The 22,467-nt window shown below is 46.1% G+C and carries 25 protein-coding genes; 24 read left to right on the top strand and 1 reads right to left on the bottom strand.

The window, feature by feature from the left end:
* Positions 1-9 precede the first annotated feature (9 nt).
* The 6 genes from ACJJIS_RS21465 to ACJJIS_RS21440 all read left to right on the top strand — a co-directional run bounded on the left by ACJJIS_RS21465 (position 10) and on the right by ACJJIS_RS21440 (position 5,216).
* Positions 10-474 (top strand): ecotin family protein, encoded by a 465-nt coding sequence (locus tag ACJJIS_RS21465; RefSeq protein WP_444926362.1) that lies wholly within the window; start codon positions 10-12, stop codon positions 472-474.
* Between the two features lie 265 nt (positions 475-739).
* Positions 740-1,219, top strand: coding sequence for a hypothetical protein (locus tag ACJJIS_RS21460; RefSeq protein WP_282930498.1), 480 nt, complete (start codon positions 740-742; stop codon positions 1,217-1,219).
* A 45-nt stretch (positions 1,220-1,264) separates the two neighbouring features.
* Positions 1,265-1,939, top strand: coding sequence for a hypothetical protein (locus tag ACJJIS_RS21455; protein WP_475709037.1), 675 nt, complete (start codon positions 1,265-1,267; stop codon positions 1,937-1,939).
* Between the two features lie 306 nt (positions 1,940-2,245).
* A complete protein-coding gene (locus tag ACJJIS_RS21450) occupies positions 2,246-2,656 on the top strand; it encodes an ACT domain-containing protein (protein ID WP_444911866.1) in 411 nt (136 codons plus the stop codon).
* Between the two features lie 14 nt (positions 2,657-2,670).
* On the top strand, positions 2,671-3,414 hold the full coding sequence (locus ACJJIS_RS21445; RefSeq protein WP_444906748.1) for a hypothetical protein: 744 nt from the start codon (positions 2,671-2,673) through the stop codon (positions 3,412-3,414).
* Positions 3,415-3,590: 176 nt separating this feature from the next.
* The gene (locus tag ACJJIS_RS21440; protein WP_475709036.1) at positions 3,591-5,216 is read left to right on the top strand and encodes a M28 family metallopeptidase; all 1,626 of its coding nucleotides are present in this window, start codon (positions 3,591-3,593) and stop codon (positions 5,214-5,216) included.
* Positions 5,217-5,242: 26 nt separating this feature from the next.
* Here ACJJIS_RS21440 and ACJJIS_RS21435 read toward each other — a convergent pair whose 3' ends face one another.
* The gene (locus ACJJIS_RS21435; RefSeq protein ID WP_444934573.1) at positions 5,243-5,962 is read right to left on the bottom strand and encodes a 4'-phosphopantetheinyl transferase family protein; all 720 of its coding nucleotides are present in this window, start codon (positions 5,960-5,962) and stop codon (positions 5,243-5,245) included.
* Positions 5,963-6,318: 356 nt separating this feature from the next.
* On the opposite strand from ACJJIS_RS21435, the gene ACJJIS_RS21430 reads away from it, so the two are divergent.
* Genes ACJJIS_RS21430 through ACJJIS_RS21345 form a run of 18 tightly spaced genes read left to right on the top strand, consistent with a single transcriptional unit; the run spans position 6,319 to position 22,461 of the window.
* Entirely contained in the window at positions 6,319-7,044 is a 726-nt protein-coding gene (locus ACJJIS_RS21430) for a beta-ketoacyl synthase chain length factor (RefSeq protein WP_444934574.1), read from the top strand.
* Between the two features lie 4 nt (positions 7,045-7,048).
* Positions 7,049-7,819, top strand: a complete 771-nt coding sequence (locus ACJJIS_RS21425) for a lysophospholipid acyltransferase family protein (protein WP_475709035.1) — start codon at positions 7,049-7,051, stop codon at positions 7,817-7,819.
* Positions 7,816-8,073: an ApeE family acyl carrier protein gene (locus ACJJIS_RS21420; protein WP_108731261.1), complete on the top strand. Its 258-nt coding sequence runs from the start codon at positions 7,816-7,818 to the stop codon at positions 8,071-8,073. Before ACJJIS_RS21425 ends, ACJJIS_RS21420 begins: the two co-directional genes overlap by 4 nt.
* An 11-nt stretch (positions 8,074-8,084) precedes the next feature.
* Positions 8,085-8,339 carry an acyl carrier protein gene (locus ACJJIS_RS21415; protein ID WP_202862844.1) on the top strand — a complete coding sequence of 85 codons (255 nt, stop codon included), beginning with the start codon at positions 8,085-8,087 and terminating at the stop codon, positions 8,337-8,339.
* A 47-nt stretch (positions 8,340-8,386) separates the two neighbouring features.
* On the top strand, positions 8,387-8,887 hold the full coding sequence (locus ACJJIS_RS21410) for a COG4648 family protein (protein ID WP_444934577.1): 501 nt from the start codon (positions 8,387-8,389) through the stop codon (positions 8,885-8,887).
* Between the two features lie 9 nt (positions 8,888-8,896).
* On the top strand, positions 8,897-10,603 hold the full coding sequence (locus ACJJIS_RS21405; RefSeq protein WP_475709034.1) for an ApeI family dehydratase: 1,707 nt from the start codon (positions 8,897-8,899) through the stop codon (positions 10,601-10,603).
* Positions 10,596-11,336: a glycosyltransferase family 2 protein gene (locus ACJJIS_RS21400; RefSeq protein WP_282930482.1), complete on the top strand. Its 741-nt coding sequence runs from the start codon at positions 10,596-10,598 to the stop codon at positions 11,334-11,336. The genes ACJJIS_RS21405 and ACJJIS_RS21400 overlap by 8 nt, the downstream gene beginning before the upstream one ends.
* Positions 11,333-12,256: a lysophospholipid acyltransferase family protein gene (locus ACJJIS_RS21395; RefSeq protein WP_282930481.1), complete on the top strand. Its 924-nt coding sequence runs from the start codon at positions 11,333-11,335 to the stop codon at positions 12,254-12,256. Before ACJJIS_RS21400 ends, ACJJIS_RS21395 begins: the two co-directional genes overlap by 4 nt.
* A complete protein-coding gene (locus tag ACJJIS_RS21390) occupies positions 12,253-13,812 on the top strand; it encodes an HAL/PAL/TAL family ammonia-lyase (RefSeq protein ID WP_475709033.1) in 1,560 nt (519 codons plus the stop codon). Before ACJJIS_RS21395 ends, ACJJIS_RS21390 begins: the two co-directional genes overlap by 4 nt.
* Positions 13,802-14,236, top strand: coding sequence for an acyl-CoA thioesterase (locus tag ACJJIS_RS21385; RefSeq protein ID WP_475709032.1), 435 nt, complete (start codon positions 13,802-13,804; stop codon positions 14,234-14,236). Before ACJJIS_RS21390 ends, ACJJIS_RS21385 begins: the two co-directional genes overlap by 11 nt.
* A gap of 17 nt (positions 14,237-14,253) precedes the next feature.
* A complete protein-coding gene (locus tag ACJJIS_RS21380) occupies positions 14,254-14,853 on the top strand; it encodes a LolA family protein (protein ID WP_475709031.1) in 600 nt (199 codons plus the stop codon).
* 4 nt (positions 14,854-14,857) lie between these two features.
* Entirely contained in the window at positions 14,858-17,122 is a 2,265-nt protein-coding gene (locus ACJJIS_RS21375) for an MMPL family transporter (RefSeq protein WP_475709030.1), read from the top strand.
* Positions 17,123-17,125: 3 nt separating this feature from the next.
* Complete coding sequence (locus tag ACJJIS_RS21370) at positions 17,126-18,355, top strand: NAD(P)/FAD-dependent oxidoreductase (RefSeq protein ID WP_444940303.1); 1,230 nt, start codon at positions 17,126-17,128, stop codon at positions 18,353-18,355.
* Between the two features lie 35 nt (positions 18,356-18,390).
* A complete protein-coding gene (locus tag ACJJIS_RS21365) occupies positions 18,391-18,891 on the top strand; it encodes an ApeN family LolB-like membrane protein (protein WP_444906734.1) in 501 nt (166 codons plus the stop codon).
* A 2-nt stretch (positions 18,892-18,893) separates the two neighbouring features.
* The gene (locus tag ACJJIS_RS21360; protein ID WP_444940302.1) at positions 18,894-20,054 is read left to right on the top strand and encodes a beta-ketoacyl-ACP synthase; all 1,161 of its coding nucleotides are present in this window, start codon (positions 18,894-18,896) and stop codon (positions 20,052-20,054) included.
* Positions 20,055-20,059: 5 nt separating this feature from the next.
* Positions 20,060-20,506: a hotdog family protein gene (locus ACJJIS_RS21355; protein ID WP_413663951.1), complete on the top strand. Its 447-nt coding sequence runs from the start codon at positions 20,060-20,062 to the stop codon at positions 20,504-20,506.
* The gene (fabG, locus tag ACJJIS_RS21350) at positions 20,507-21,235 is read left to right on the top strand and encodes a 3-oxoacyl-ACP reductase FabG (RefSeq protein ID WP_282930472.1); all 729 of its coding nucleotides are present in this window, start codon (positions 20,507-20,509) and stop codon (positions 21,233-21,235) included.
* Positions 21,235-22,461 (top strand): beta-ketoacyl-ACP synthase, encoded by a 1,227-nt coding sequence (locus ACJJIS_RS21345; protein ID WP_475709029.1) that lies wholly within the window; start codon positions 21,235-21,237, stop codon positions 22,459-22,461. Before fabG ends, ACJJIS_RS21345 begins: the two co-directional genes overlap by 1 nt.
* Positions 22,462-22,467 lie beyond the last annotated feature (6 nt).

Here is a 22,467-nt window from a genome sequence, read left to right as displayed (position 1 = left end):
GGCCATACCATGTCAAAATTAGTTGCCACTGCCTTCATGATGTTACTGGCCCTGGATTGCCACAGTTCTGAGCCTCTGGATGCATTTCCAGAGGAGGTTGATGGCAAGTTACGTCACGTTATCAAGCTGCCCAAGGTTGTCGATGAAAGTCGCTTCAGGGTTGAGTTGATACCGGGAAAAAGCCAAGTCGCGGAATGCAACTTGCAAAGCTTTAGCGCCCCATTGCGCAAGGACATACTCCCAGGCTGGGGTTACCCCTTCTATGTCCTGTCCGACCTGACCCCGACCACAGATACGCAAAAGGTCTGTGCCCAAGGCAGTGAATCCCGGCGATTTATCACCGTGCGCGGTGATGGCTTGATGCTGCCTTATAGTAGTAAGTTGCCAATGGTTATATATCTGCCACAGGGCGTGCAGTTAAAGTATCGGGTGTGGAGAGCAGACAAGAATTTTTCCGAAGCAAAATCCAGATAGTTGGACTACCGGTAAAAATGACTTGCCATTCTTTTTGTGAATTTGTCGTAAATTTGAATATTTTTAACGTTTAACCTGCCACCGTTGTAAATTGCGTCTAGCCTTACTTTTCGAGGGATGTGAAAAATAGCGCCTGAGCGTTTTTTCACGCCGATAAGTGAGGCTTTAGCCCCGTAATCGGAAAGGAAAATTGGCGACTTCCCCAGTCGTCTTTTGAATAACCCGCCCCCTGTAATGCACTGGGGCCGATACCGTAGGGCAGCGCATGAAGTTTTTGCGTCTTTTACCAAAGCGGCATTTTATCAAGCCGGTTGTTCCATTTGTCACAGCAATTTTCCTAGCGATACCAATGTGGGCCTCGGCGGAGTCCGCCCAGCAAAAGTGGGCGGGAAATTGGCTGGTTGTGAGTGAAGGCGATGATCAATTAGTGTGGCAACTGCATGCCGATGGCTCCGGATATGCCTATGGATTTAATGCCAAAGGCCTATTGACCCATGGTTTTGCCATTAACTGGCAATTGGATGGTGACCGGGTGCGAGTTAAAACGGGAACCTCGGTGCGCTGTAAGGGCGGGGTTGTATCTGTCGCATTTCGAGATTGGAGCCGTGCCACCCTCCTATTTGCAGTGATTGATGGCCGTCATTGGCTGCAGGCGGGCGGTGGACTTCTGAGCTTTCAGCGTCGGTTGGCTGATTGGCGAACCCCCAAGGCCGGTGCAAGTTGCCCGGATATTGTCAGTCGCTAGCAGCTTAATTCCGTGCGAACGCTATTTAATCCGTGCGTGGAAAAGATGAGTAGTGGGTGGGAATGGATAAAATTCTATCTCTTCCTGCCACTGCTAATTTTTGTCGTAAGTGCAAATGCCAGTGAAGGGAAACGAAAAACACTCAATGAAGGCTGGCATGCAAAATCACGCTACGATGCCAGTCAATGGGTTGGGGCCTGGCTGATTTCCCGCGATGGTGAAGCGCGGCATGTCTGGAGTCTCAAGCCCGATGGCACTGGGAGATCCTACGCTTTTTTAAGGCAAAATGGAGAGATGCAATTCGTATTTGGATACGATATTAATTGGTATTTTGATCCATTTACTCAAATGGCCAATATAAAGACCGGACGCAGAATTATTTGCAAGCGAGGGAAGATTTACCCCTATTTTCTCACTTTAAAATCCTACGAAAGCGACTATGCGGTAAGGGGAAAGTTTGCCTGGCAAACAACATGGACAGAAGTGAGTATTGGGCGAAATCGCCTGCATAAATCCTACGTAGTTTTTGTAGCCCCCCTATCCGCATGGCATGATCCAGATAGAGATTCACCCTGCCCCAAATTTCCCCGTGTGCGACTGGAAAAGGATATTGATGCGGTGCTGAAGAGCTGGGAGGTTGAACAGGATTCGTCGGAAGTGGATACAACTCCGGCACTCAATGAACCGGAATTTGATGGTGAAGAGCTGAGAAATCCGTAACTTCTCACAGTCATTGGGTCAACTTCTCTCAATAAGAAGTAATCCCATTAATATATTTTTAACTTTCCACCAGCTAAAATCCGACTTTTCTAAGCTTCAGGAAAACTCATAAAAAGATTTAGTTATTAAACTGCCAGCTCTGTTAGGAAAATAATTCTAAAAAAATGCGTGATCTTATTTTTTCCAAATTAAAATACTCTGCCGGGTAATAGAGAGCCCACAAAAAGTAGTTTTAGAGTTGGACTATTTTCACCTGAAAACAGGTATTAATCAGGTTGGAGAAAACTTCCAGACGGCAAAGAAAGCATGAAAGCTGATCTATCCGTAGTGAGAGCATTGAGAACTTTGTATCCCAAGCTGCACGATGAAATCTATGTGTTTTGTCAGGTTTCAGATAGTCGGTTTACAGATATTTTGTCAGAGAGTTTGTGTTTCTTCCGAGAAGGTGAGGGAATGAGTGTGATACTGCCTCAACGTTCGGCTCGGCAATTAGATATTGCCGCAAGCGCCCCCTTTCGCCAAATCACTTTGCAGATCCTGGCTGGTCTTGATGCGGTGCGGGTTATTCCTGTGGTCGCCCAGGAATTAATGGAGGCTGGAATAGATACCAGCGTGGTATCCACACTACACCGTGACCACATTTTTGTCCCTGATGAGCGCGCGGAATTTGCAGTAAAAATTCTGCGCGGTATTCGAAATCGAGTTCAATATAGCTGATATGTAGCCTGCCAGTGCGTATCAACTATCCCCCCACAGAGCCCCACGGCGAGATTCGCCAACTGTTGCCTAATTTTTTTTATGTTCCCGGAACTATCAAACTAGCGCCGGGGGTCACTATCAATCGCAATATGGGAATCGCTCGCTGGCAGGATCACCTTACCTTGATTAATCCCATCAGATTGCGTCCACAGCAGGAGGAAAAGTTAAAAGATCTTGGGCGTGTGAGTCACGCGATACGGCTCGGCTATCACCATGGACGTGATGATCTCTACTACAGAGACCACTTTGATCTTACCTTTTGGACACAGCGCGGCTCAGATTTTTATCCGCCAAAAGCAGATAAGGTGTTGCGACAGGAGGATGTTTGTCCAATACCGGGGGGGCGCTTTATTGTCTTTTCCCAAAGTCAGTTTCCAGAAGCCGTATTGTGGCTCCCGTTTAGTGGCGGACTACTGGTCAGTTGTGATGCCCTGCAGTACTGGCAGTCATGGAATGGATGTACCTGGTTTGGTAAAAACCTGCTGAGGTTTTCTGGTATCCGCCGAGGTATGCAGATTGCTCCCTCCTGGAGAGCAAGGGTGACACCAAGTGATAAAAATCCCAGGCTGTGGTTGAAGTACGACTTCGAACAAATCCTAAGGCAGCCATTTTTGCACTTTCTTGCGGCTCATGGAGATTTTTGTGCGGATAATGCCTACGAGAAAGTAGCTTATGCGGTTGGACAAGCGTTCCCCGGTTTGGGGAAGGCTGCATAGATGAGTTTAGCGAGTACAGTCAGGGCGCAGCTCACTGGGCCTCAGCTTAGATTGCCCTAAATCGTGGTAAGATGGGCAATTGCTCGACGGTCCACAAGCACCTGTAGTGGTGCGATTTCAAATGACCTGTCCGTATCAACAATCACGCTTTGTATTCCTGAGAAGTAGCACTCCCCATGAGAGTTAAAAGTCTATTGGGTGCCCTGGCTATGGCACTATTGGTGGCTTGTACCACCTCCAGCATTAACAGCACTGGCCCCATTGCAGATAGTGATTACATCCGTAGAGATATCAATTTCCTCGCATCAGCGGAACTAGAGGGTCGCGATACCGGTAGCGAGGGTTATCGCCAAGCGGCACAGTATGTGGCTGGCCAATTTAAAAAGATGGGGCTGATTCCAGCAGGGGAGCAAGGTTACTTCCAGGAAGTGCCTTTTCGCAGTGCCAGTTGGGATGGGAGTGATCCTGAATTTGTCTTAGAGGGCCAGAACGATGAAATCGCCATGCAATTTGGCGAGGACTTTCTAGCATCGCCCTCCGCACTGAGTGAGCGCTCGCAGATCAATGCCGAGTTGGTATTTGTCGGTTACGGTATTGAGGCTCCGGATTTTGGCATTAATGACTATCACGGCCTGGATGTACAGGGAAAGATTGTCGTTGTGTTAGCAGGCCGGCCGCAGAGCTTGCCCAGTGAAGTGGGGGCTCACCACTCCTCTCCTCGCACCAAACGCCAGGTTGCCGCAATACATGGCGCTGTGGGTTTTGTTCGCCTGTATACGCCTGAGCGGGAGAAACGCCGCCCATTTGACTACTATGCGAAGCACCGTTTTGACGACACTTTTGACTGGGTGAAAAAGACTGGTATGCCCGGTAGTGCAATCCCGGGGATGCACCCGGGAGTTATGTTGAGCATCACTGCAGGCGGCAAGCTGTTTGATGGCGCTGAGCGCAGTCTTGAAAGTATTTTTGCCGATATCGAGCAAGGAAAAACTCCAGAAGGCTTCCCCCTTAGTTACCGTGCAAAAATGAGCAGCAGCTCTAACCACAAGCGCGTAACCAGCCCGAATGTAGTGGCCGTTTTACCGGGAAGTGATCCACTCCTGAAAGATGAATATGTTGTTTTTTCCGCACACCTGGATCATGTTGGAAAGAAAGAGGACGGCGAGATTTACTACGGAGCCCAGGATAACGCTGCCGGTATCGCGGTGATGTTGGAAACCGCACGTCTTTTTGTTGAATCTGGGCAAAATCCTCGAAGATCACTGCTGTTCGTTGCTGTTACCGCAGAGGAAAAAGGTTTGCTGGGATCGGATTATTTTGCCGAGTACCCCACGGTGCCACTGGAATCGATCGTAGCCAATATCAACCTTGATATGCCCATGCTGCTCTATCCATTCCGCGATATTATTGCTTTCGGTGCTGAACATTCATCTTTGGGGCGAGTTGCGGAGGAGGCTGCAAACCGTTCCGGGCTTAAACTCAGTCCCGATCCTATGCCGGAGGAAGTTATCTTCGTGCGCAGTGACCACTACAATTTTGTCCGTCGCGGAGTGCCCTCAATCTACTTGATTACCGGAAGGGAGGCAAAAGACCCCAGTGTGGATGGTACTGCTGCACAGATGGCTTTCTTCCGCGAGCGCTACCACAAGCCAGGGGATGCTGCGGACGAGCAGATTAATTATGAGGCGGCTGAGCAATTTACCAAGGTAAATTACCTGATTGCCCGGCAAGTTGCCGATGCCGACAGTCAACCATATTGGTACGAAGGTGATTTCTTTGGGGATTTATTTTCCAGGGATTGAGCGGTTTGAACACCCTGGGAGCAAACCTAACTGAAACCATTGATTGGCTTCAGGATAGTACTATCGCTTGTTCTCCCGCAGTGGCTAGCTCTAAATGTGCCTATTGGGTTTACGACAGAGGTGGCTTGATTGTGTTTAACCGCAAGGCTTAGGTAGGCTCCAGGCCTCGGCTGTCCTGTCCACAATAGGTAATTCTTGTACGGATGGTTCAATTGCTGAGGTCGATTAATTATAGGAGCTGAGGCCAGCAGCTGCCCCAAATCGACACCAGAACATTTAGCTAATGCTTCTTTGGCGGTCCATTTAGTGAGGAAACAAGCAGCTACTTGCGATGTCGGGAGCGAGTTTAGTTCGGTTATCTCCGCCTTGTGGAAGTATTGCTTAGCCATGGCCAACCAATTCCTTTGGCGGGACTCATTTTCGCAATCAATACCTACTGGAGTTTCCGCTATTGCTACGGCAACAAAGTCATCGGAATGGCTTATGGAAATATGACAAAGGGGTTTTCCTCTAACCATAGCAATGGTCGGTGCTTCAGCCTCAACTGTAATTTCCCAAGGTGAATACTCGTATTGCTCCGCAATTAAAGTGCGCAGTAATATTCGCCCGGCCAGGAACTGGGCTCGGCGTTTAATACTGTGTATTTTCTCCAGCCGTGAGAGCTCAGTGCTTCCCAGCAGGTGAATGGAATCTCCCTGCCAGTTTCCTGACCAGCTATTGAAGGAAGAGCAGGTAAAGTAAGGCATTTGATAACCCCTAAGAATTTGTTCCCTTTGGAAGCGATGGAATCTGGTCGACTTAAAAAACCTTCACTTTAACGGCTGGGGGGCTGTGCAATACAAGTTTCCCATGGCAAATGTGTACCATAGTACGAGAGAATAAGTGGCCGGAAAAGCCCGTGTATTTCACTGTAATCTAAGGCCGCGCATCGACCTATAATTCAGCGCTTTTACTGGCGGCTATTGGTCATTTTGTGTACCATTCCCGCCCTGTCTCTGGTCGCGCAATACCTATTAGCCAACTAAAAATAATGGTGGGAAAGGCCAGCTTCAGCTTTTTGATTTTGGGGGATGGAGCTCTGCTTCAGAATTAATGTTTGGTTATGGAATTTGTTGTCAGTAATTGGCGAGCATGGTGCTCGGGAATATCAGATCAATCGGATTGGCAGGGTTGGCGTAGAGGAGAAAAGCAGCTTGGTGGAAATAGCCAGGCGGATGTGTCTTTTCTTCCTGCAATGCAGCGCCGTCGTTTGAGTCCGCTGGCTAAAGCCGTTTTTAATACCGCTTTTCCGCTATTAGAGCAGGAAGATATTCCTTTACTGCTTTGCTCAGTGCATGGCGAAGCAATGAGGACTTATTCCTTGTTACAAGGCGTTGCAGCAAGTGAAGACCTATCGCCAACTGCATTTGGACTTTCTGTACACAACGCAATTGCAGGACAGTTCTCTATTGCCTGTAAAACCAGGTCTCCAGCACTTGCGTTAGCTGGGGGAGATTTTCCTATGCAGTCGGGTTTTATAGAGGCTGCTGGACTACTCCAAGAGGGTGCTGAGGAATTGCTTTTAGTGTTCTGTGAAGAAACACTGCCTGAGATGTACTATCCCAGCGCTGAGAGCTCAACATATATTTGCGCAACGGCTATGCGCTTGGCGAAACATAAATCTAGTGATACAGATATAAAACTATCGTTAACTGCCAGTGAATGTGCTGGAGCTGAGTCAGTATTTGCAGAGCCTGATTACCAGCTTCCGTTGATTAGATCTTTGATTGATCGCGAGGGGCGTATACCTGTTTCAGAGAGATGGGAGCTACAGATCAATGCCAGTTAACTTATTGCCGGCAAAGAAAAAAGACAAGTATTGGCTAAGGTTGGTCGCTACGGCGATAGCATTTAGCCTGTTCGGTATCGGTGGATTGATACTGCGGTTTGTTCTGTTCCCACCATTAAAGGTGATCTATCGGGACACAGAAGTTCGAAAATGCAAGGCTCGTTTGTGTATCCACAACGCTTTTCGATTGTTTATTGGCTTTATGCATATCACGGGAATCTACACCTATCAATTTCGTGATGAACAAAAGTTAGCTAAACCAGGCCAATTGATATTGGCAAATCATCCATCGCTTATTGATGTGGTATTTCTAATATCCCGAATACCGAATGCCAACTGTATTGTAAAAGCCAGTTTATTTAGAAACCCGTTTATGCGCGGCGCAGTAGTGACTGCAGGCTATATACCTAATGATGACCCGGAACAGATTATCGAACTGGCTTCGAAATCACTACAAAAAGGGGAATCAGTAGTTCTCTTTCCAGAGGGAACTCGCTCTGTACCAGGACAACCGTTTAGGTTTCAGCGTGGGGCAGCCTACATGGCGTTACGCTCCGGGGTGACCCCAACTCTGGTAACAATACGGTGTAATCCACCGATGCTGATGAAAAATATTCCTTGGTACAGTATTCCTCTGAGTCGACCACATTTTCAATTCGATGTGAATGAATCAGAGAGTTTTATTCAAGTAAAAGAAAAAGATGAAACACCACAAGTAGCCCGAGAGGTTACTCAAGAATTAAAAGCATTTTTTACCGAGGAGTGTGCTGCGTGAAAGAGTTAGTTGAAGAGCTTAAAGTTCTGATTATTGATGTATTAAATCTGGAAGATATTACTCCAGAAGAAATCGTAGCAGATGAGCCCCTTTTTGGAGAGGGCTTGGGGCTGGATTCTATTGATGCACTAGAGTTAGGTCTTGCTCTGCAAAAAAAATACAACATATCAATAGATGCAGAAAGCGAAGATACAAAATCGCATTTTGCTAATGTGAATAGCCTGGCAAATTTTGTCAGCAGCAGCCGCGCATAATAGAGGTATTTATGTTGAATAGCAGAGAAGAAATTTTACCAAAGTTGACCGAAATTCTGGTTGAGATGTTTGAGGTCGATGAGGCAGATATAACAGAAGAAGCCCACCTCTCTGATGATCTTGATATAGATAGTATTGATGCTGTGGACCTAATTGTTCGCTTGAAAGAAGTAACAGGAAAGAAAATTGCACCTGAAGAGTTCAAAAGTGTAAGAACTGTTGGAGATGTAGTTGGTGCAATTGAAAAGGTAATGGCAGAGAAGTGAGTCGATTCGCGCAGCTAATATTGGTCATTATTCTGACACTGTACCCTATGGCAATTTACTTTGGCATAGAATACTTGTCTTTAAGTAGTATTCTGTTACTGCTGTTGATAGTTGCGGTTTTAAGGGTATTGTTTGGCGGCGCGAATAAGGCGATTGGCACCAAGTTAATGGCTGTGGCCTTGGCTTTTGTTGTTGGGGTTTCCTGGTTAAGGGGCGACTCAAACGGACTTCTTTGGTATCCAGTTCTTTGTAATCTGATTCTATTTTCACTGTTTTTTTACAGTTTGAGTCAACCGCAAACATTAGTAGAACGGCTTGCTCGCCTTACGACTCCAGATTTACCACCTGAAGGTGTCCTATATACACGAAAGGTTACCAAGGCATGGTGTCTATTCTTTTTAATTAATGGAAGCCTCGCACTGGCAACTGTTTTAAACGGCGATATGAAAGTCTGGACTCTTTACAATGGCCTTGTTTCATATGTGCTAATGGGAATTATGATGGGTGGTGAATGGCTACTGCGTCGTCGCATCCAAAATAAGGTGTGAGTTAAGCTCGTGGACAAAGTACAGTTTGAACAGGTGTTTGGTTACTCGAATGACCAAGCAGTAGTTAGCTATTCAAGTCGTGGGGGAATTTCATTCGCACAATTTAAGCGTGAATTGGCATTTGTTGAGCGAAAGCTAAAAAAATCCCTAAGCGAAGCTGGGATCAAAAAAGCTGCCATTTTCTGTGAAGATAGTTACGAGTTTAGTTTACTTTTTTTTGCCGCTATGTCTTGTTGTGAAGTCGTTGTTATTCCGGCAAATAACAAGCGATTTACCCAGCAAAAACTGGGTGAGCAAACTCTATTACTGGGCAGCTGGGAAGACAGCTCGGCATTTAGTATAAATATTCCGGATCAATATAGCGAAGAGCTTTTTGTTCCCAGTTATTTTGATGCTGGTATTCAATTATTCACATCAGGAACCAGTGGTGAACCACAAATCGTTGATAAAACCTTATATCAATTGCTCAACGAGGTTAAGGCCCATAATCTGAAGTGGTCATCCCGGGTGGTTAATACAACTACTTTGGCAACAGTAAGCCACCAGCATATATATGGCTTACTGTTTAAATTACTGTGGCCGCTAGCCAGCGGGCGTCGATTTGTTAGTAAGACTTATGTGGATATTGTGGGATTACTCCAAGACGCCCAGAAATGGGGGCCTGCCGTGTGGGTTGCAAGCCCTGCACAATTAAGCCGCCGTATTTCTTCCTGGCCATGGGAGTTAGGAAAGTCCTTAGTGGATATCTTTTCTTCTGGGGGGCCTTTACTGGAAGTAGATGCAAAGGCGATTGATCAGTTGTGTGAAATCCAGCCCATAGAGGTCTATGGAAGCACTGAAACCGGGGGGATTGCCTGGCGTAATCAATTGCGTCAGAAAAGTTGGATTCCACTAAAAGGAGTGAACATTGCAAAAAACAGCGATGGGTTACTCAAAGTCTCTTCTCCGTGGTTACCCAAGGAGTTTATTTGTCAGGACAAAGTACAAATAAGTACAGACGGTATGTTCGAACTTAAGGGGCGGGCTGATCGCATTATTAAGATTGAAGAGAAAAGAATTTCTCTTACACAGGTTGAGTCCCTACTAGTTGGTAGCTCATATATTGTAAAAGCCAATGCACTTGTCCTGGAGCGTAAAAGAAAAGTAGTTGCCGCTGTTGCCACACTTACGGAATCCGGGAAAGAACTATTGCAAAAGAAAGGAAAGGCTTCTCTTGTTCGTAAACTTAGAGAAACCCTGGCCAAGGATCTTGATGGCGTGGCTGTGCCACGTTCTTGGCGTTTTGTTGATGAAATTCCCACTAACTTACAGGGAAAAATAACGAGAGACCTGCTAATGCAACTTTTTGATGAAATTCCGGCAGCAATGGTGCCACAGATTATTAGCAGCGAAATATTAGATAATACTCGTCAAGTTAATTTTACGGTTAATGACGATTTGCCTTGCTTGGATGGTCATTTTGAAGGCTCACCGGTAGTGCCGGGAGTGGTACAGCTGGATTGGGCTATGCATTTTGGCCGCCCACTTGTAAAAGCCGGCAGTACGTTTACCCAAATGGAAGTGATTAAATTTAAGCAGTTAATGATGCCCGGTGATGCTGTCACTTTATCTTTGGAGTTCAGCCAGGAAAAGAACAAATTAAATTATTCTTTTCGAAACACTCAAGATGGCAATATAGAATATAGCAGTGGTAGGTTGTGCTTCAGCCATGTCTAACTTTTGTTTTGTAATACCCGTTTATAATCATGAGGGGGCGATCGCACAGACGCTGGCATCTCTGGATGGCTTTAACCTGCCTTACATTCTGGTAGATGATGGCTGTGATAAACCCTGTAGAATTGAACTACAACGCTTAGAGCAGAGCTATGGTCCCCGGGTTCACTTGGTTGTTCGCCAGGCTAATGGTGGAAAAGGTGCTGCGGTAAAAAGTGGTCTGCGAGCTGCGAAAGAGCTTGGATATAGTCATGGAATTCAAGTCGATGCCGATGGTCAACACAGCCCCGCTGACATACCTCAATTCCTAGAGAAAAGCAGAAAGTGCCCTGATTCACTGATTTGTGGCTATCCGCAATACGATAAATCAGTACCTAAAGTTCGTTTGTGGGGACGCTATCTAACTCATGTATGGATCTGGATTAATACTCTTTCTCTGGAGATTAAGGATTCCATGTGTGGGCTGCGTTGTTATCCCTTATCTCGAACTGTAGATTTGTTAGATAACGAGTATACCGGTGATCGAATGGATTTTGATCCAGAGATCTTGGTACGGTGGTATTGGAGCAAAGGCGGTCTTTGCCAGGTACCTGTTAATGTGAGCTACCCAATAGATGGCGTTTCCCATTTCCGGGGATTTGAGGATAACTTCCTTATATCGGCAATGCACACCCGTCTATTTTTTGGCATGTTGGCCAGAACTCTGCGTATTTCGACAGTAGGGCGAAAAGCGTGAGTAATTTACACTGGTCAAAATACCGGGAACAAGGCTTTTTCCTGGGCATCAAGTTCTTATTCTGGTTGCATCACTGGTTGGGTCCGATTGCCTTTAAAGTTGCGGTATACCCGGTAGTTTTATGCTATTACCTAAAAAATCAGAGTGGCCGCAATTCGATCCGTGAGTACTTGGAATTATTCACCAAACGCTACCCATCTAGCGGTATAGAACCGAATTGGAAAACCGGATTTAGAATTTTTCTTAATTTTGCTAACAGCGCTAGAGAAAAGCTTGAAGCCTGGTTTGTGGGTATCCCGGATAGTCAGGTAAATTTCCCAAAAAGAGCGGGTCTTCATCAGTTGGCGGCTAGTGGCCAGGGTGGATTAATAATTGGCTCCCATCTCGGGAACCTGGAGGTTTGCAGAGCGCTTGGCAGCCTGACAAAGGTACGGGTAAATGTGCTAGTGCATACAAAGCATGCGGTGAAATTTAATCGCATGATGAAGATGCTCAATCCCCTGAGTCAAGTACGGCTTATCCAGGTGACAGAAGTAACTCCCGCTCTAGCGATGCGACTCTCCGAGGCTGTTGAAGCCGGGGAGCTGGTTGTTATTGTCGGTGATAGAACACCTATTAACTCTATGGGGCGCACCTGCGAGGCAGAATTCCTAGGGCGAAAAGCGCCTTTTCCCCAGGGGCCATATATTCTTGCTGCGCTGCTCAAATGCCCGGTGTACACGCTTTTCTGTCTGCGCAGTACTTCCGGATACGATATTTATATGGAAAAACTCTGCGATCGCGTTGTGATGAAACGCGGTGACAGAGAGGGGCATATTCGCTCTCTTGTCGAGGAGTTTGCACGACGGTTGGAACGCTATTGTCATATAGCACCTTTGCAATGGTATAACTTTTACCCGTTCTGGGATCAGCAAAAATGAATTCAGCAGTACTACAACGAACCCAAATAGTCTTTGATGGCACAGATCTATCTATTGATCAGGTAAACACCATTGCAGCTGGCCGTGGCGATATCTCTCTATCTGATGAAGAGGGCTTTGTCGCAAGGATAAATCGCGGTGCCGAGTTCCTGGATAGCCTTTGGCAGAAGGAAGGTGTGATCTACGGAGTAACCACTGGATATGGTGATTCCTGTACCGAAAGTATTCCAGCAGACCTGGTGGAAGAGTTACCTCATCGGTTATTTACCTTCCATGGTTGTGGAATGGGGGAAGTCTTTACTCTTGAGCAAAGTAGAGCGATTGTTGCTGCCCGGATTGCCAGCCTTGCAAAGGGCAGTTCAGGGGTCCGATATCGGCTGTTGCAGCAATTGGTTTTGTTACTTCAGAAAGACATTATTCCGGTAATTCCCCAAGAGGGTTCTGTGGGAGCCAGTGGCGACTTGACCCCACTGTCTTATGTTGCTGCGGTTTTGTGCGGGGAGCGCAAAGTTTGGTACCGAGGCCACCAGAGAGATACTGCTGAGGTATTCGATGAATTACAGATTGAGCCATTAAAGCTACATCCAAAAGAGGGTTTAGCAATAATGAATGGCACCGCCGCAATGACTGGCTTGGCGTGCTTAGCCTACAAACGGGCAGAGTATCTAGCACAGCTGAGTGCTCGTATTACCTCCATGATGAGCATTGCACTGGATGGCAATGCCTATCATTTCGATAGCGCGCTTTTTGCAGTGAAGCCTCACCCCGGTCAAAACCAAATTGCAAAGTGGATTCATGACGATCTCAATGTTGGTGCTGCTCCAAGACAAAATAGCCGATTGCAGGATCGCTATTCACTTCGGTGCGCTCCCCACGTAGTGGGTGTATTACAGGACTCTCTGCCCTGGCTCCAGCAGTTTATTCATAACGAACTAAACAGTGCCAATGATAACCCGATCATCGATGGTGAAAACGAGAGGGTGCTTCATGGTGGGCACTTCTATGGTGGGCATATAGCCTTCGCCATGGATAGCCTGAAGAATGCGGTAGCAAACCTCTCTGACTTACTGGATCGACAAATAGCCCAACTGGTAGACGTTAAGTTCAATAATGGACTCCCGGCAAACCTATCAGGTGTAACCGGGCCTCGAAGATCGATTAACCATGGCTTTAAGGCTGTTCAAATTGGTGTGAGTGCCTGGACTGCTGAAGCACTAAAGCAGACCATGCCCGCAAGCGTTTTTTCCAGATCAACGGAGTGTCATAACCAGGATAAGGTCAGTATGGGCACCATTGCTGCCAGGGACTGTATCAGGGTATTACAGTTAACGGAGCAAACAACCGCAGCGGCACTGATGGTTGCTTGGCAGGGCATTCAGCTTCGAGTTCGTAGTGGAGGAGTGGATTTGGAAAAATTATCTACCGCTCTTAATACCACAATCAGGCAGATAGGAGATGAATTTTCTTTTCTGGAGGAAGATAGAGAGCTTGAACAGCCATTGAGAAAATTCGTTTCGTTAATTCAGCAAAGACATTGGCGCTTATATGAAAACTAATAAACCTATGCGCCCTGAAAAATGGACGGCACAAGTTGAACTACAAATTCCTTTCCACGATGTGGATATGATGGAGATAGCTTGGCATGGGCATTATGCAAAGTACTTTGAAATAGCCCGATGTGCATTGTTTGAACAGTTGGAATATAACTACCAACAGATGAAGGAATCAGGTTTTGCCTGGCCGGTCATAGATTTGCGCGTACGATATGCCAAGCCTTTGCGATTTCAGCAGTGGATTGTTATTCGCGCTGAGGTTTCTGAATATGAAAATCGATTTAAGATCAATTATACGATAACAGATAGAGATACCGGTGTACGCTTAACAAAAGGACATACCGTACAGGTAGCTGTCGAAATAAGCAGTGCCGAAATGCTGTTTGCATCGCCTCCAATTTTGCTGGAAAAATTGGGGGTAAATTAGTGATGACTGCCAAGCGCTTGGTTTTATTTTTTATTTGTTTTCTATTTTCCACAGTAACTTCTGCTTTGACTTCGGAGCAGCAGGCAGTTTTGCGGGAGATAGAGAAAAATATTGTGTCATCTCCACAGATGCTTGGCACTTTTTCCCAGACAAAGAGGCTGCCCCAATTGCCCAGGCCTCTGGTTTCTTCAGGCATCCTGGCTATTTCTGAAGAGTTAGGATTAAGCTGGCGAATAGAGAATCCAATAGAATCCCATCGAATATTTAAGCTAGATGATGCTGATTCTGGGAATCGGGTCAATAGCAATATTGTAGGAAATCATGTGGCTGATCCTCTATTAAAGATTATCAGTGGTGATTTTAGCGAACTGGATCAGACTTTTACGGTGGGACCACAGATCGCAGAAGAGCAATGGAGAATTAACTTAATTCCCAAGCAAGAGGCTTTTAGAAAGGTTATTGAATCAATAGAAGTCGTGGGAGACAAAAAGATTCGGAAAATAGTACTAGCTGAAGCCAACATGGCAATTACTGAAATAGATATTTTGAATTTACATTCAGTTGAAGCTAATAACAGTCAACTACTGAGTGAATTCTCAGAAGATAACCAGAAATAATCTCATGTCACGTCGAGTTGTTATTTGGCTTTCCTTTGTTAGTGTAATTATTGGGATAACTGTATTACGCTATCAATCCAGCTGGCTACAAACAGATATTTTGTTATTAGCTGAAAATAACTCCGACTCGGTAAGTAGTGCTGGCATCCAGAAAAAAGTCAGTCAGCAATTACAGGGAAGTTTAATTTGGGTTTTAGTTTCTGAAGGAAAAGAATCACAACATCTGGCCAGGCATACCCAAGAGTTGGCGCAGAAACTAAAGGCCGCTAAATCTTTAGAGTCTGTTGAATATCGTTGGGCCGATTCTGAAAGCTATAAAGAGGAGTGGGAGCTGCTCTTTCCTCTGCGCCAACAGCTACTCAGCCCTGAAGATAGGGCGTTATTAGACGCTACGCCAGAGGAACTTATACAGCGTCAATTGAGTAAATTATACGGGCCTGACGGCGCTGGAATTGACTTGGAGAAAGATACTTTCTCAACTTTTCGCAATTACTTTACCGCTGATATTGAAGTTACTCCACAAGTCTTTGATGGAATTCCGGTACATACAGAAGGACATAAAGTTTTTACCCTGCTTTATACGCTGGCCGCACCAGTTGATTTGACTGGAGAGAGCGATATATCACTTCTTTCTTTACAGTCAGAATTAAAGCAATGGGCTCAAAAAAATGGTTATTCGCTGCTGGTAGCTGGAGCCCCCCTGCATACAGAGTATGCTGCTGCTATGGCACAGGATGAAATACGCCTGATTGGCTCCCTTTCGATCCTTGCTATTTGCTGTCTATGTATTGTTGTCTTTCGCTCATTAAAACCTTTACTAGCCTGTACATTCGCAATTCTATGTGGCGTGGCCAGTGGTATATCTGGTGTTATTATTATTTTGGGCCAAATTCATATACTGGCTTTTGTATTTGGTACAACGGTTTCTGGATTGGCGATTGACTACGCATTTCACTTTATTTGTAATAGATTGAGGCTGGGCAAGCCAAAAGATAAGGATATATTACCTGGGCTATTGCTGGGCTTGATATCAAGCTGCTTGGCATTTTTCTCTCTTGCATTAACACCTTTTCCGCTTTTACAACAAATAGGGGTTTTTGTCGGCTGTGGTTTAATAGGGGCTTGGTTGACTGTAATCCTGCTATTCCCACGCTGGATTAATATTAAGCATAGGCCTTTATCGTTTTCCAGTCAGTTTCCTAAACTCAATATTAGGTACTACCTGTTTCCATTGGTTGGGCTGTTGATTTTTGGATCTGCGGCACTTCAGAAAATTCAATTTAATGATGACCTAAAACTGTTTTACCAGCCTCCAGAATTTCTTACACAAGATGAAATAGATCTAAATTCTCTGATTAAATCCCGGCCAGACTCCCGTTATTTTTTGGTTTTTGGTGAAGATGAACAGCAAGTAATAACACGAGAATGGGAACTTAGAAATCAACTAGGCTATTTAGTAGAAAAGGAAATTATTAGTGGTTTTCAGGGGGTAACTAACCGGATACCTCCAAAAGAGGTTCAAGAAGCTGACTGGAAGTTATTGTCGAAGTTTTACAGTGGGGATGCTGTCAGGTCTTTTTATCAGCAATTGGGTTATTCTGAACAAGATATTAACCAGCAGTTAAGTTCTAAAATACAGCCATTCAATACCTTTAATTTCTCTGAATGGCTGCCAGTTGCAGGTCGGCAATATAAAGGGTTATGGCTGGGTTGTGAAAATAATCACTGTTATTCTGTGGTACGTATTTATGGCTTAAAAGAGGATTTGTCATCTTTAGAGTTACTGCCTGGAGTAACCTATGTTGATACTACTAGAAGTATCTCTAATGTTATGTCACAACAGCGCGATCTGTTGCTGCAATTACTGCCATTAATATTTATTGTTGTATTTCTGGTAACTGCAACTAAAACAGGAATAAAGCAAGCCTTAAGTATAGTTGCACTTCCATCCAGCGCAGTACTAGGCACCCTGGCGATAGTGATTTTACAGGGATCAGCAATTAATTTATTTCATGTTGCGGCTTTATTACTTGTCTTTGGTATTGGTATAGATTACGCAATATTTAGCCATACAAGCAGAAAGGCAGAGCAGCATTATACCCTGCTGGCGATAGCTATGGCTGGGTTAACAACTTTTTTAGGGTTTGGTTTGTTAGCATTGTCTGGCACACCGGCGATAGCAAATTTTGGGTTAGTCCTGGCTGTGGGCACAGTATTAACTTTGTTGTTGGCATTTTTATTTTTTTGTACACGGGGTAAGGGATATTAGCCAATGAAAGAAATTAAGTCTGACGTTGTTATTATTGGTGCCGGTCCTGCCGGAGCTATCGCAGGTGCGTTATTGGCTAAAAAAGGTTGGCAAGTTTCGATAGTTGAGCGGGAAGAATTTCCTCGCTTTTCTATTGGTGAAAGCCTACTGGCTCAATGTATCGAGTATCTTGAAAAAGCAGATATGTTAGAAGCTGTGAAATCAGCGGGCTTTCAATATAAAAATGGTGCTGCTTTTGAGTGGGATGGTGCTCGTACATCATTTGATTTCCGGGAGAAGTTCTCCCCTGGGCATGGCACCACCTTCCAGGTACAGCGAGCTAAGTTTGATAAAATCCTGGCTGATGAAGCAGAGCGCCAGGGTGTTAAGGTCTATTATCGCCATTCTGTAGTGTCAGTTGATATTGCTGAGAATAACGCAAAGTTAATTGCCGAGAATGACGGCGAAAACCTGGTTTTCCAGGCGCGCTTTGTATTGGATGCCAGTGGCTTTGGCAGGGTTTTACCGCGATTACTTGATCTCGATCGTCCGTCAGAGTTTCCTGTTCGAGAATCCGTATTTACACATGTTGAAGACAATATTGATGATAGCCATTTTGACCGGGATAAAATCTTAATCACTGTGCATCCCAGTGAGCGGGATATTTGGTACTGGTTGATTCCCTTTGCAGATGGAAGAGCTTCTATTGGGGTTGTAGGTGAGAAAGAAAAGATTTCGACCTGGGGGCAGGATCCGGAACAGATATTGAAAGGGGCTATTGCCTCCGCCCCCGAGTTGGCAAAAACTCTGCGCAATGCCAAATTCGATACAGAAATACAACGTATTCGCGGATATTCCAGTGATGTGACCAAACTGGCCGGCCCTGGTTTTGCGCTTTTGGGGAATGCCGGTGAATTTCTAGACCCGGTATTTTCATCCGGTGTTACCATTGCAATGAAATCTTCAGAGTTAGCAGTTGAGTGCCTGCATCGCCAGCTCTCAGGGGAAGCGGTTGATTGGGATGAAGAGTTTATTGAACCCCTGAAGCACGGTGTGGAAGTTTTTAAAACCTATGTCAAAGCTTGGTATGACGGTCGTTTCCAGGATGTAATTTTTTATCAAACCGACCAAAAAGAAATAAAAGGCATGATTTGCTCAATCTTGGCTGGTTATGCATGGGATAAAAAAAATCCGTTTGTTGCCGCTGCTGAGCGTCGATTGAATACGCTGGTAGAAATATGTTCCGCCAAGTAATACTGTTTTTGAGCTTTCTTACTCTGGTGGGGTGTATGTCCACAGGGGGGAGGAAAGAAGAGCTGCAAAGTTGGCCTTTGGCCCCGTTATTGAGCGAGGGACCGCGCCAGCTCAATCAACATTTACGCATTGTCTATCAAGGCGATGAGTATGAATTGATGGCGGCTACTTTCCACACTATGGAGAGTTTAAAGCTATCTCTTCTCAGCCCTGAAGGGATAAGCCTGCTGGATGTTACATACGATGGTAATGAGGTCAGCACCCATTACCACATGAGTAGAGCAGAGAGAGTGCCACCAGAGAAATTGCTGGCAGATATCCAGTTTGTATACTGGCCAATTGCCCAGCTTCGTGAAGTATTGCCCGTAGGCTGGAATTTGGACGAGGCTATTGTCGAGGGAATTTACACGCGAAAACTCTCACGCAATGGTGAAGTGAATTCAGTGGCTCGCTATAGCAGTAAAGATATTTGGAGGGCCCAAATTGAGCTGGAGCACAAACTACTGGGTTATAGGTTAAGCATTAGGAATTTCTAAGTATGAAAAATTTCTATCTTAATCATATGGGGATCATCTGCACTCTGGGAAATACTGCTGAGGCAGTAGCTAATTCCTTGTTCGGTGATGAGAGTTCTCATATGCAGGTCGATGAAACCTATTTGCCACAATACAGAGGGAATCTGGGTATTGTACAGGGGAAGCTGCCTGATTTACCGAGTTCGTTGCAAGATTACCACTGCCGCAATAACCAGCTGGCTATGGCTGTGCTGACTCAAATTGAAAGTGCAGTCGCTGAACTAATAGAAAAACATGGTGCGGGCCGAATTGGCGTTGTGATGGGAACCTCAACCTCGGGAATAGACTCAGGTGAGGCCTACTTAAGTGGTGAGAAAGAGACCGGATATAATTATCGGCTTCAACAGCAAATGGCTGGTTTAAGTACCTTTGTTGCGAAGTACCTGGGAATCCAAGGCGTTCAGCTCACCGTCTCCACAGCTTGCTCGTCCAGTGCCAATGCTTTTGCCTGTGCCCGGCGCCTTATCTCAACCGGTACTTGTGATGCCGTTGTTGTTGGCGGTGTGGACTCCCTCTGTGGCATGACAGTCCGGGGTTTTCATAGCCTGGGGGCACTTAGTGCCGGCCAGACCAATCCTTTCAGCGTTAATCGGGATGGTATTAACCTCGGTGAAGCTGGAGCAATGTTTGTGCTTAGCAAAGAGCCTGGTCCTGTGGTTCTATCCGGTGTTGCTGCCACGTCTGATGCCCACCATATGTCGGCCCCAGACCCAGAAGGACGTGGTGCGGAAGCCTGTATGCGCGGGGCTCTGGAGAATGCTGGCTTGGATACCGCCGACATTGATTACCTGAATCTTCATGGTACGGGAACGCCACATAACGACTCTATGGAGGCTCTAGCCGTTGAAAGAGTGTTTGGAAGCAAGCTACCGTGTTCTTCCACAAAACCTCTCACCGGGCACACGCTGGGTGCTGCAGGCGCTCTAGAAGCGGCTTTTTGTTGGCTTGCCTTACAATATGATCAATTTCCCCGCCATCAGTATGATGGCCACTATGATCCGGAGATAGTGCGACTGAACCTGTATCAAGGCCACGAGGCTCCTGGAAAATTGCGCTATGTAATGAGTAACTCTTTTGCCTTTGGTGGGAGTAATTGCTCGGTAATCTTGGGCAGTCAGAGGTAAAATAGATGCACAAATATACTGCTGAAGAACTGGTTCCACACAGTGGAAATATGTCACTCCTCGATGAAGTGATCTCTGTAGGCGAGGAGCAGCTACAGGCAAAGTTGCGAGTTCGTGATGATGGAATATTTTCCCGCAACGGTCGTGTTCCCGCTTACGTGGGCATTGAATATATGGCCCAATCCATCGCAGCCTTCTCCGGATATCATGCAAAAGAACAGGGTAAAGACGTTCGCCTGGGTTTTTTACTGGGTACTCGCAAGTTCCTGTCAAATATCGAGAGTTATCGCTGCGGGGAAGAATTAACAATTGATGTCCAGCGCATTCTCCAGGCTGAAAATGGCATGGCGACATTTGAGTGTGTGATAACCGGCTCATCTATCGAGCAGAGCGCGCGGCTTAATGTTTATCAGCCGGATAACGTAGAACAGTATTTGAAGGAAAGAAACTAAATGTCAGAGTGGGTTTTAGTTACCGGTTCCAGTCGTGGTATTGGCCGGGCGATTGCACTTCAGTTAGCTGAAGATGGCTACGATATTGTTTTACATTGCCGCAGCCGCCGTGATCAAGCAGAGGAAACAGCAGAAGAGATTGCTAAGTTAGGGCGAAAAAGCAGAATTTTGCAGTTTGATATTGCCGACCGGGAGCAAGCACGGGATGTCTTATTGGAAGATGTCGAGAGTAATGGCTGCTACTACGGCATTGTGTGCAATGCTGGTGTTACTGCTGACAATGCTTTCCCTGCGATGCCTGCAGAAGATTGGGATTCTGTTGTACACACCAATCTGGATGGTTTCTACAATGTTTTACACCCCTTAACCATGCCAATGGTCAGGCGCCGTGCGCCCGGCCGTATTGTCGTGATGACTTCTGTATCCGGCATTGCTGGAAATCGCGGCCAGGTAAATTACTCCGCATCCAAAGCGGGTTTGATCGGTGCGAGTAAGGCATTGGCGTTGGAGTTAGCCAAGCGAAAGATTACCGTGAATTGTGTTGCTCCGGGCCTCATTGACACCGATATGTTGGATGAAGACTTGCCCGTTGAAGAAATTTTAAAAATGGTGCCTGCCCGCAGAATGGGTAAACCAGAAGAAGTGGCGGCAACTGTAGCGTTCCTGATGCACGAACGTGCCGCTTACATCACCCGTCAAGTTATCTCAGTAAATGGTGGTCTCTGCTAATGAAGCGCGTGGTTGTTACAGGAATGGCCGGAATATCCCCTATCGGCCAGGGTTGGGACTCGGTTAGTCAGGCTTTACAGAGCGGTCTTTCAGGCATTTCCTACATGGAAGACTGGGATAAGTATGAGGGGCTTGAAACCCGACTGGGCGCGCCGGTAAAGGACTTCGAAAAACCGGCTCACTACAACCGTAAACGTGTGCGCAGCATGGGGCGCGTTTCATTAATGGCGGTTCGCGCCAGTGAGATTGCGCTTGAGGATGCGGGATTGTTGGATGACCCCATTCTCAAAAGTGGTGCTGTCGGAGTCTCCTATGGCTCGTCAGCAGGCACTCCGTCAGCAGTGGCTGATTTCGGCAATATGTTGATAAATCACCGCACCGACGGCCTCAATGCGACCAGTTATATAAAAATGATGTCCCATACGGCGGCGGTCAATATTGGGGTATTTTTCGGTTTGTGTGGACGGGTTTATACCACAAGTTCCGCTTGTACCTCTGGAAGCCAGGGGATTGGGTATGCCTATGAGGCAATTCGCAATGGTAGCCAAACCATTATGGTGGCCGGTGGTGCAGAGGAGTTGTGTGCAACTGAGGCTGCGGTCTTTGACACCTTATATGCGACTTCAACAAAGAACGACACCCCTGAATTGTCTCCTCGTCCCTTCGACCGCAACCGGGATGGATTAGTTATCGGCGAGGGCGCCGGTACACTTATCTTGGAAGAGTATGAGCACGCGATTGCCCGTGGAGCCAGGATTTATGCAGAGGTCGTAGGGTTTGGAACCAACTCTGATGGCAGCCACGTTACCCAACCTCAATCGGCAACTATGCAGGTGGCATTGCAGCAGGCAATAGCACAGGCTGGGGTAGAGACTAGCGAAATAGGTTATGTCAGTGCGCATGGCACAGCTACGGACCGAGGCGATATTGCGGAAAGTCACGCAACCCGTAATGCATTTGGGCGTGCAGTACCCATAAGCTCACTTAAGAGCTATACCGGTCATACGCTGGGTGCCTGTGGCGCATTGGAGGCTTGGGCAAGCATTCAGATGATGCGTAACGGTTGGTTCCATCCCACGATTAATTTGGCAGAGGTTGATTCTGACTGTGCGGAATTGGATTATATCCAAGGCAGTGGAAAGCACATCGATACTGAGTATGTGATGAGTAATAATTTTGCCTTTGGCGGAATCAATACTTCTTTAATATTTAAAAGACGTATTTAATTTTCC

The sequence above is a fragment of the Microbulbifer maximicatervae (SeqCode) genome (assembly GCF_056231245.1).
Note: the sequence above shows the minus strand (reverse complement) of the source record. Positions and strands in the feature narration are given on the sequence as shown.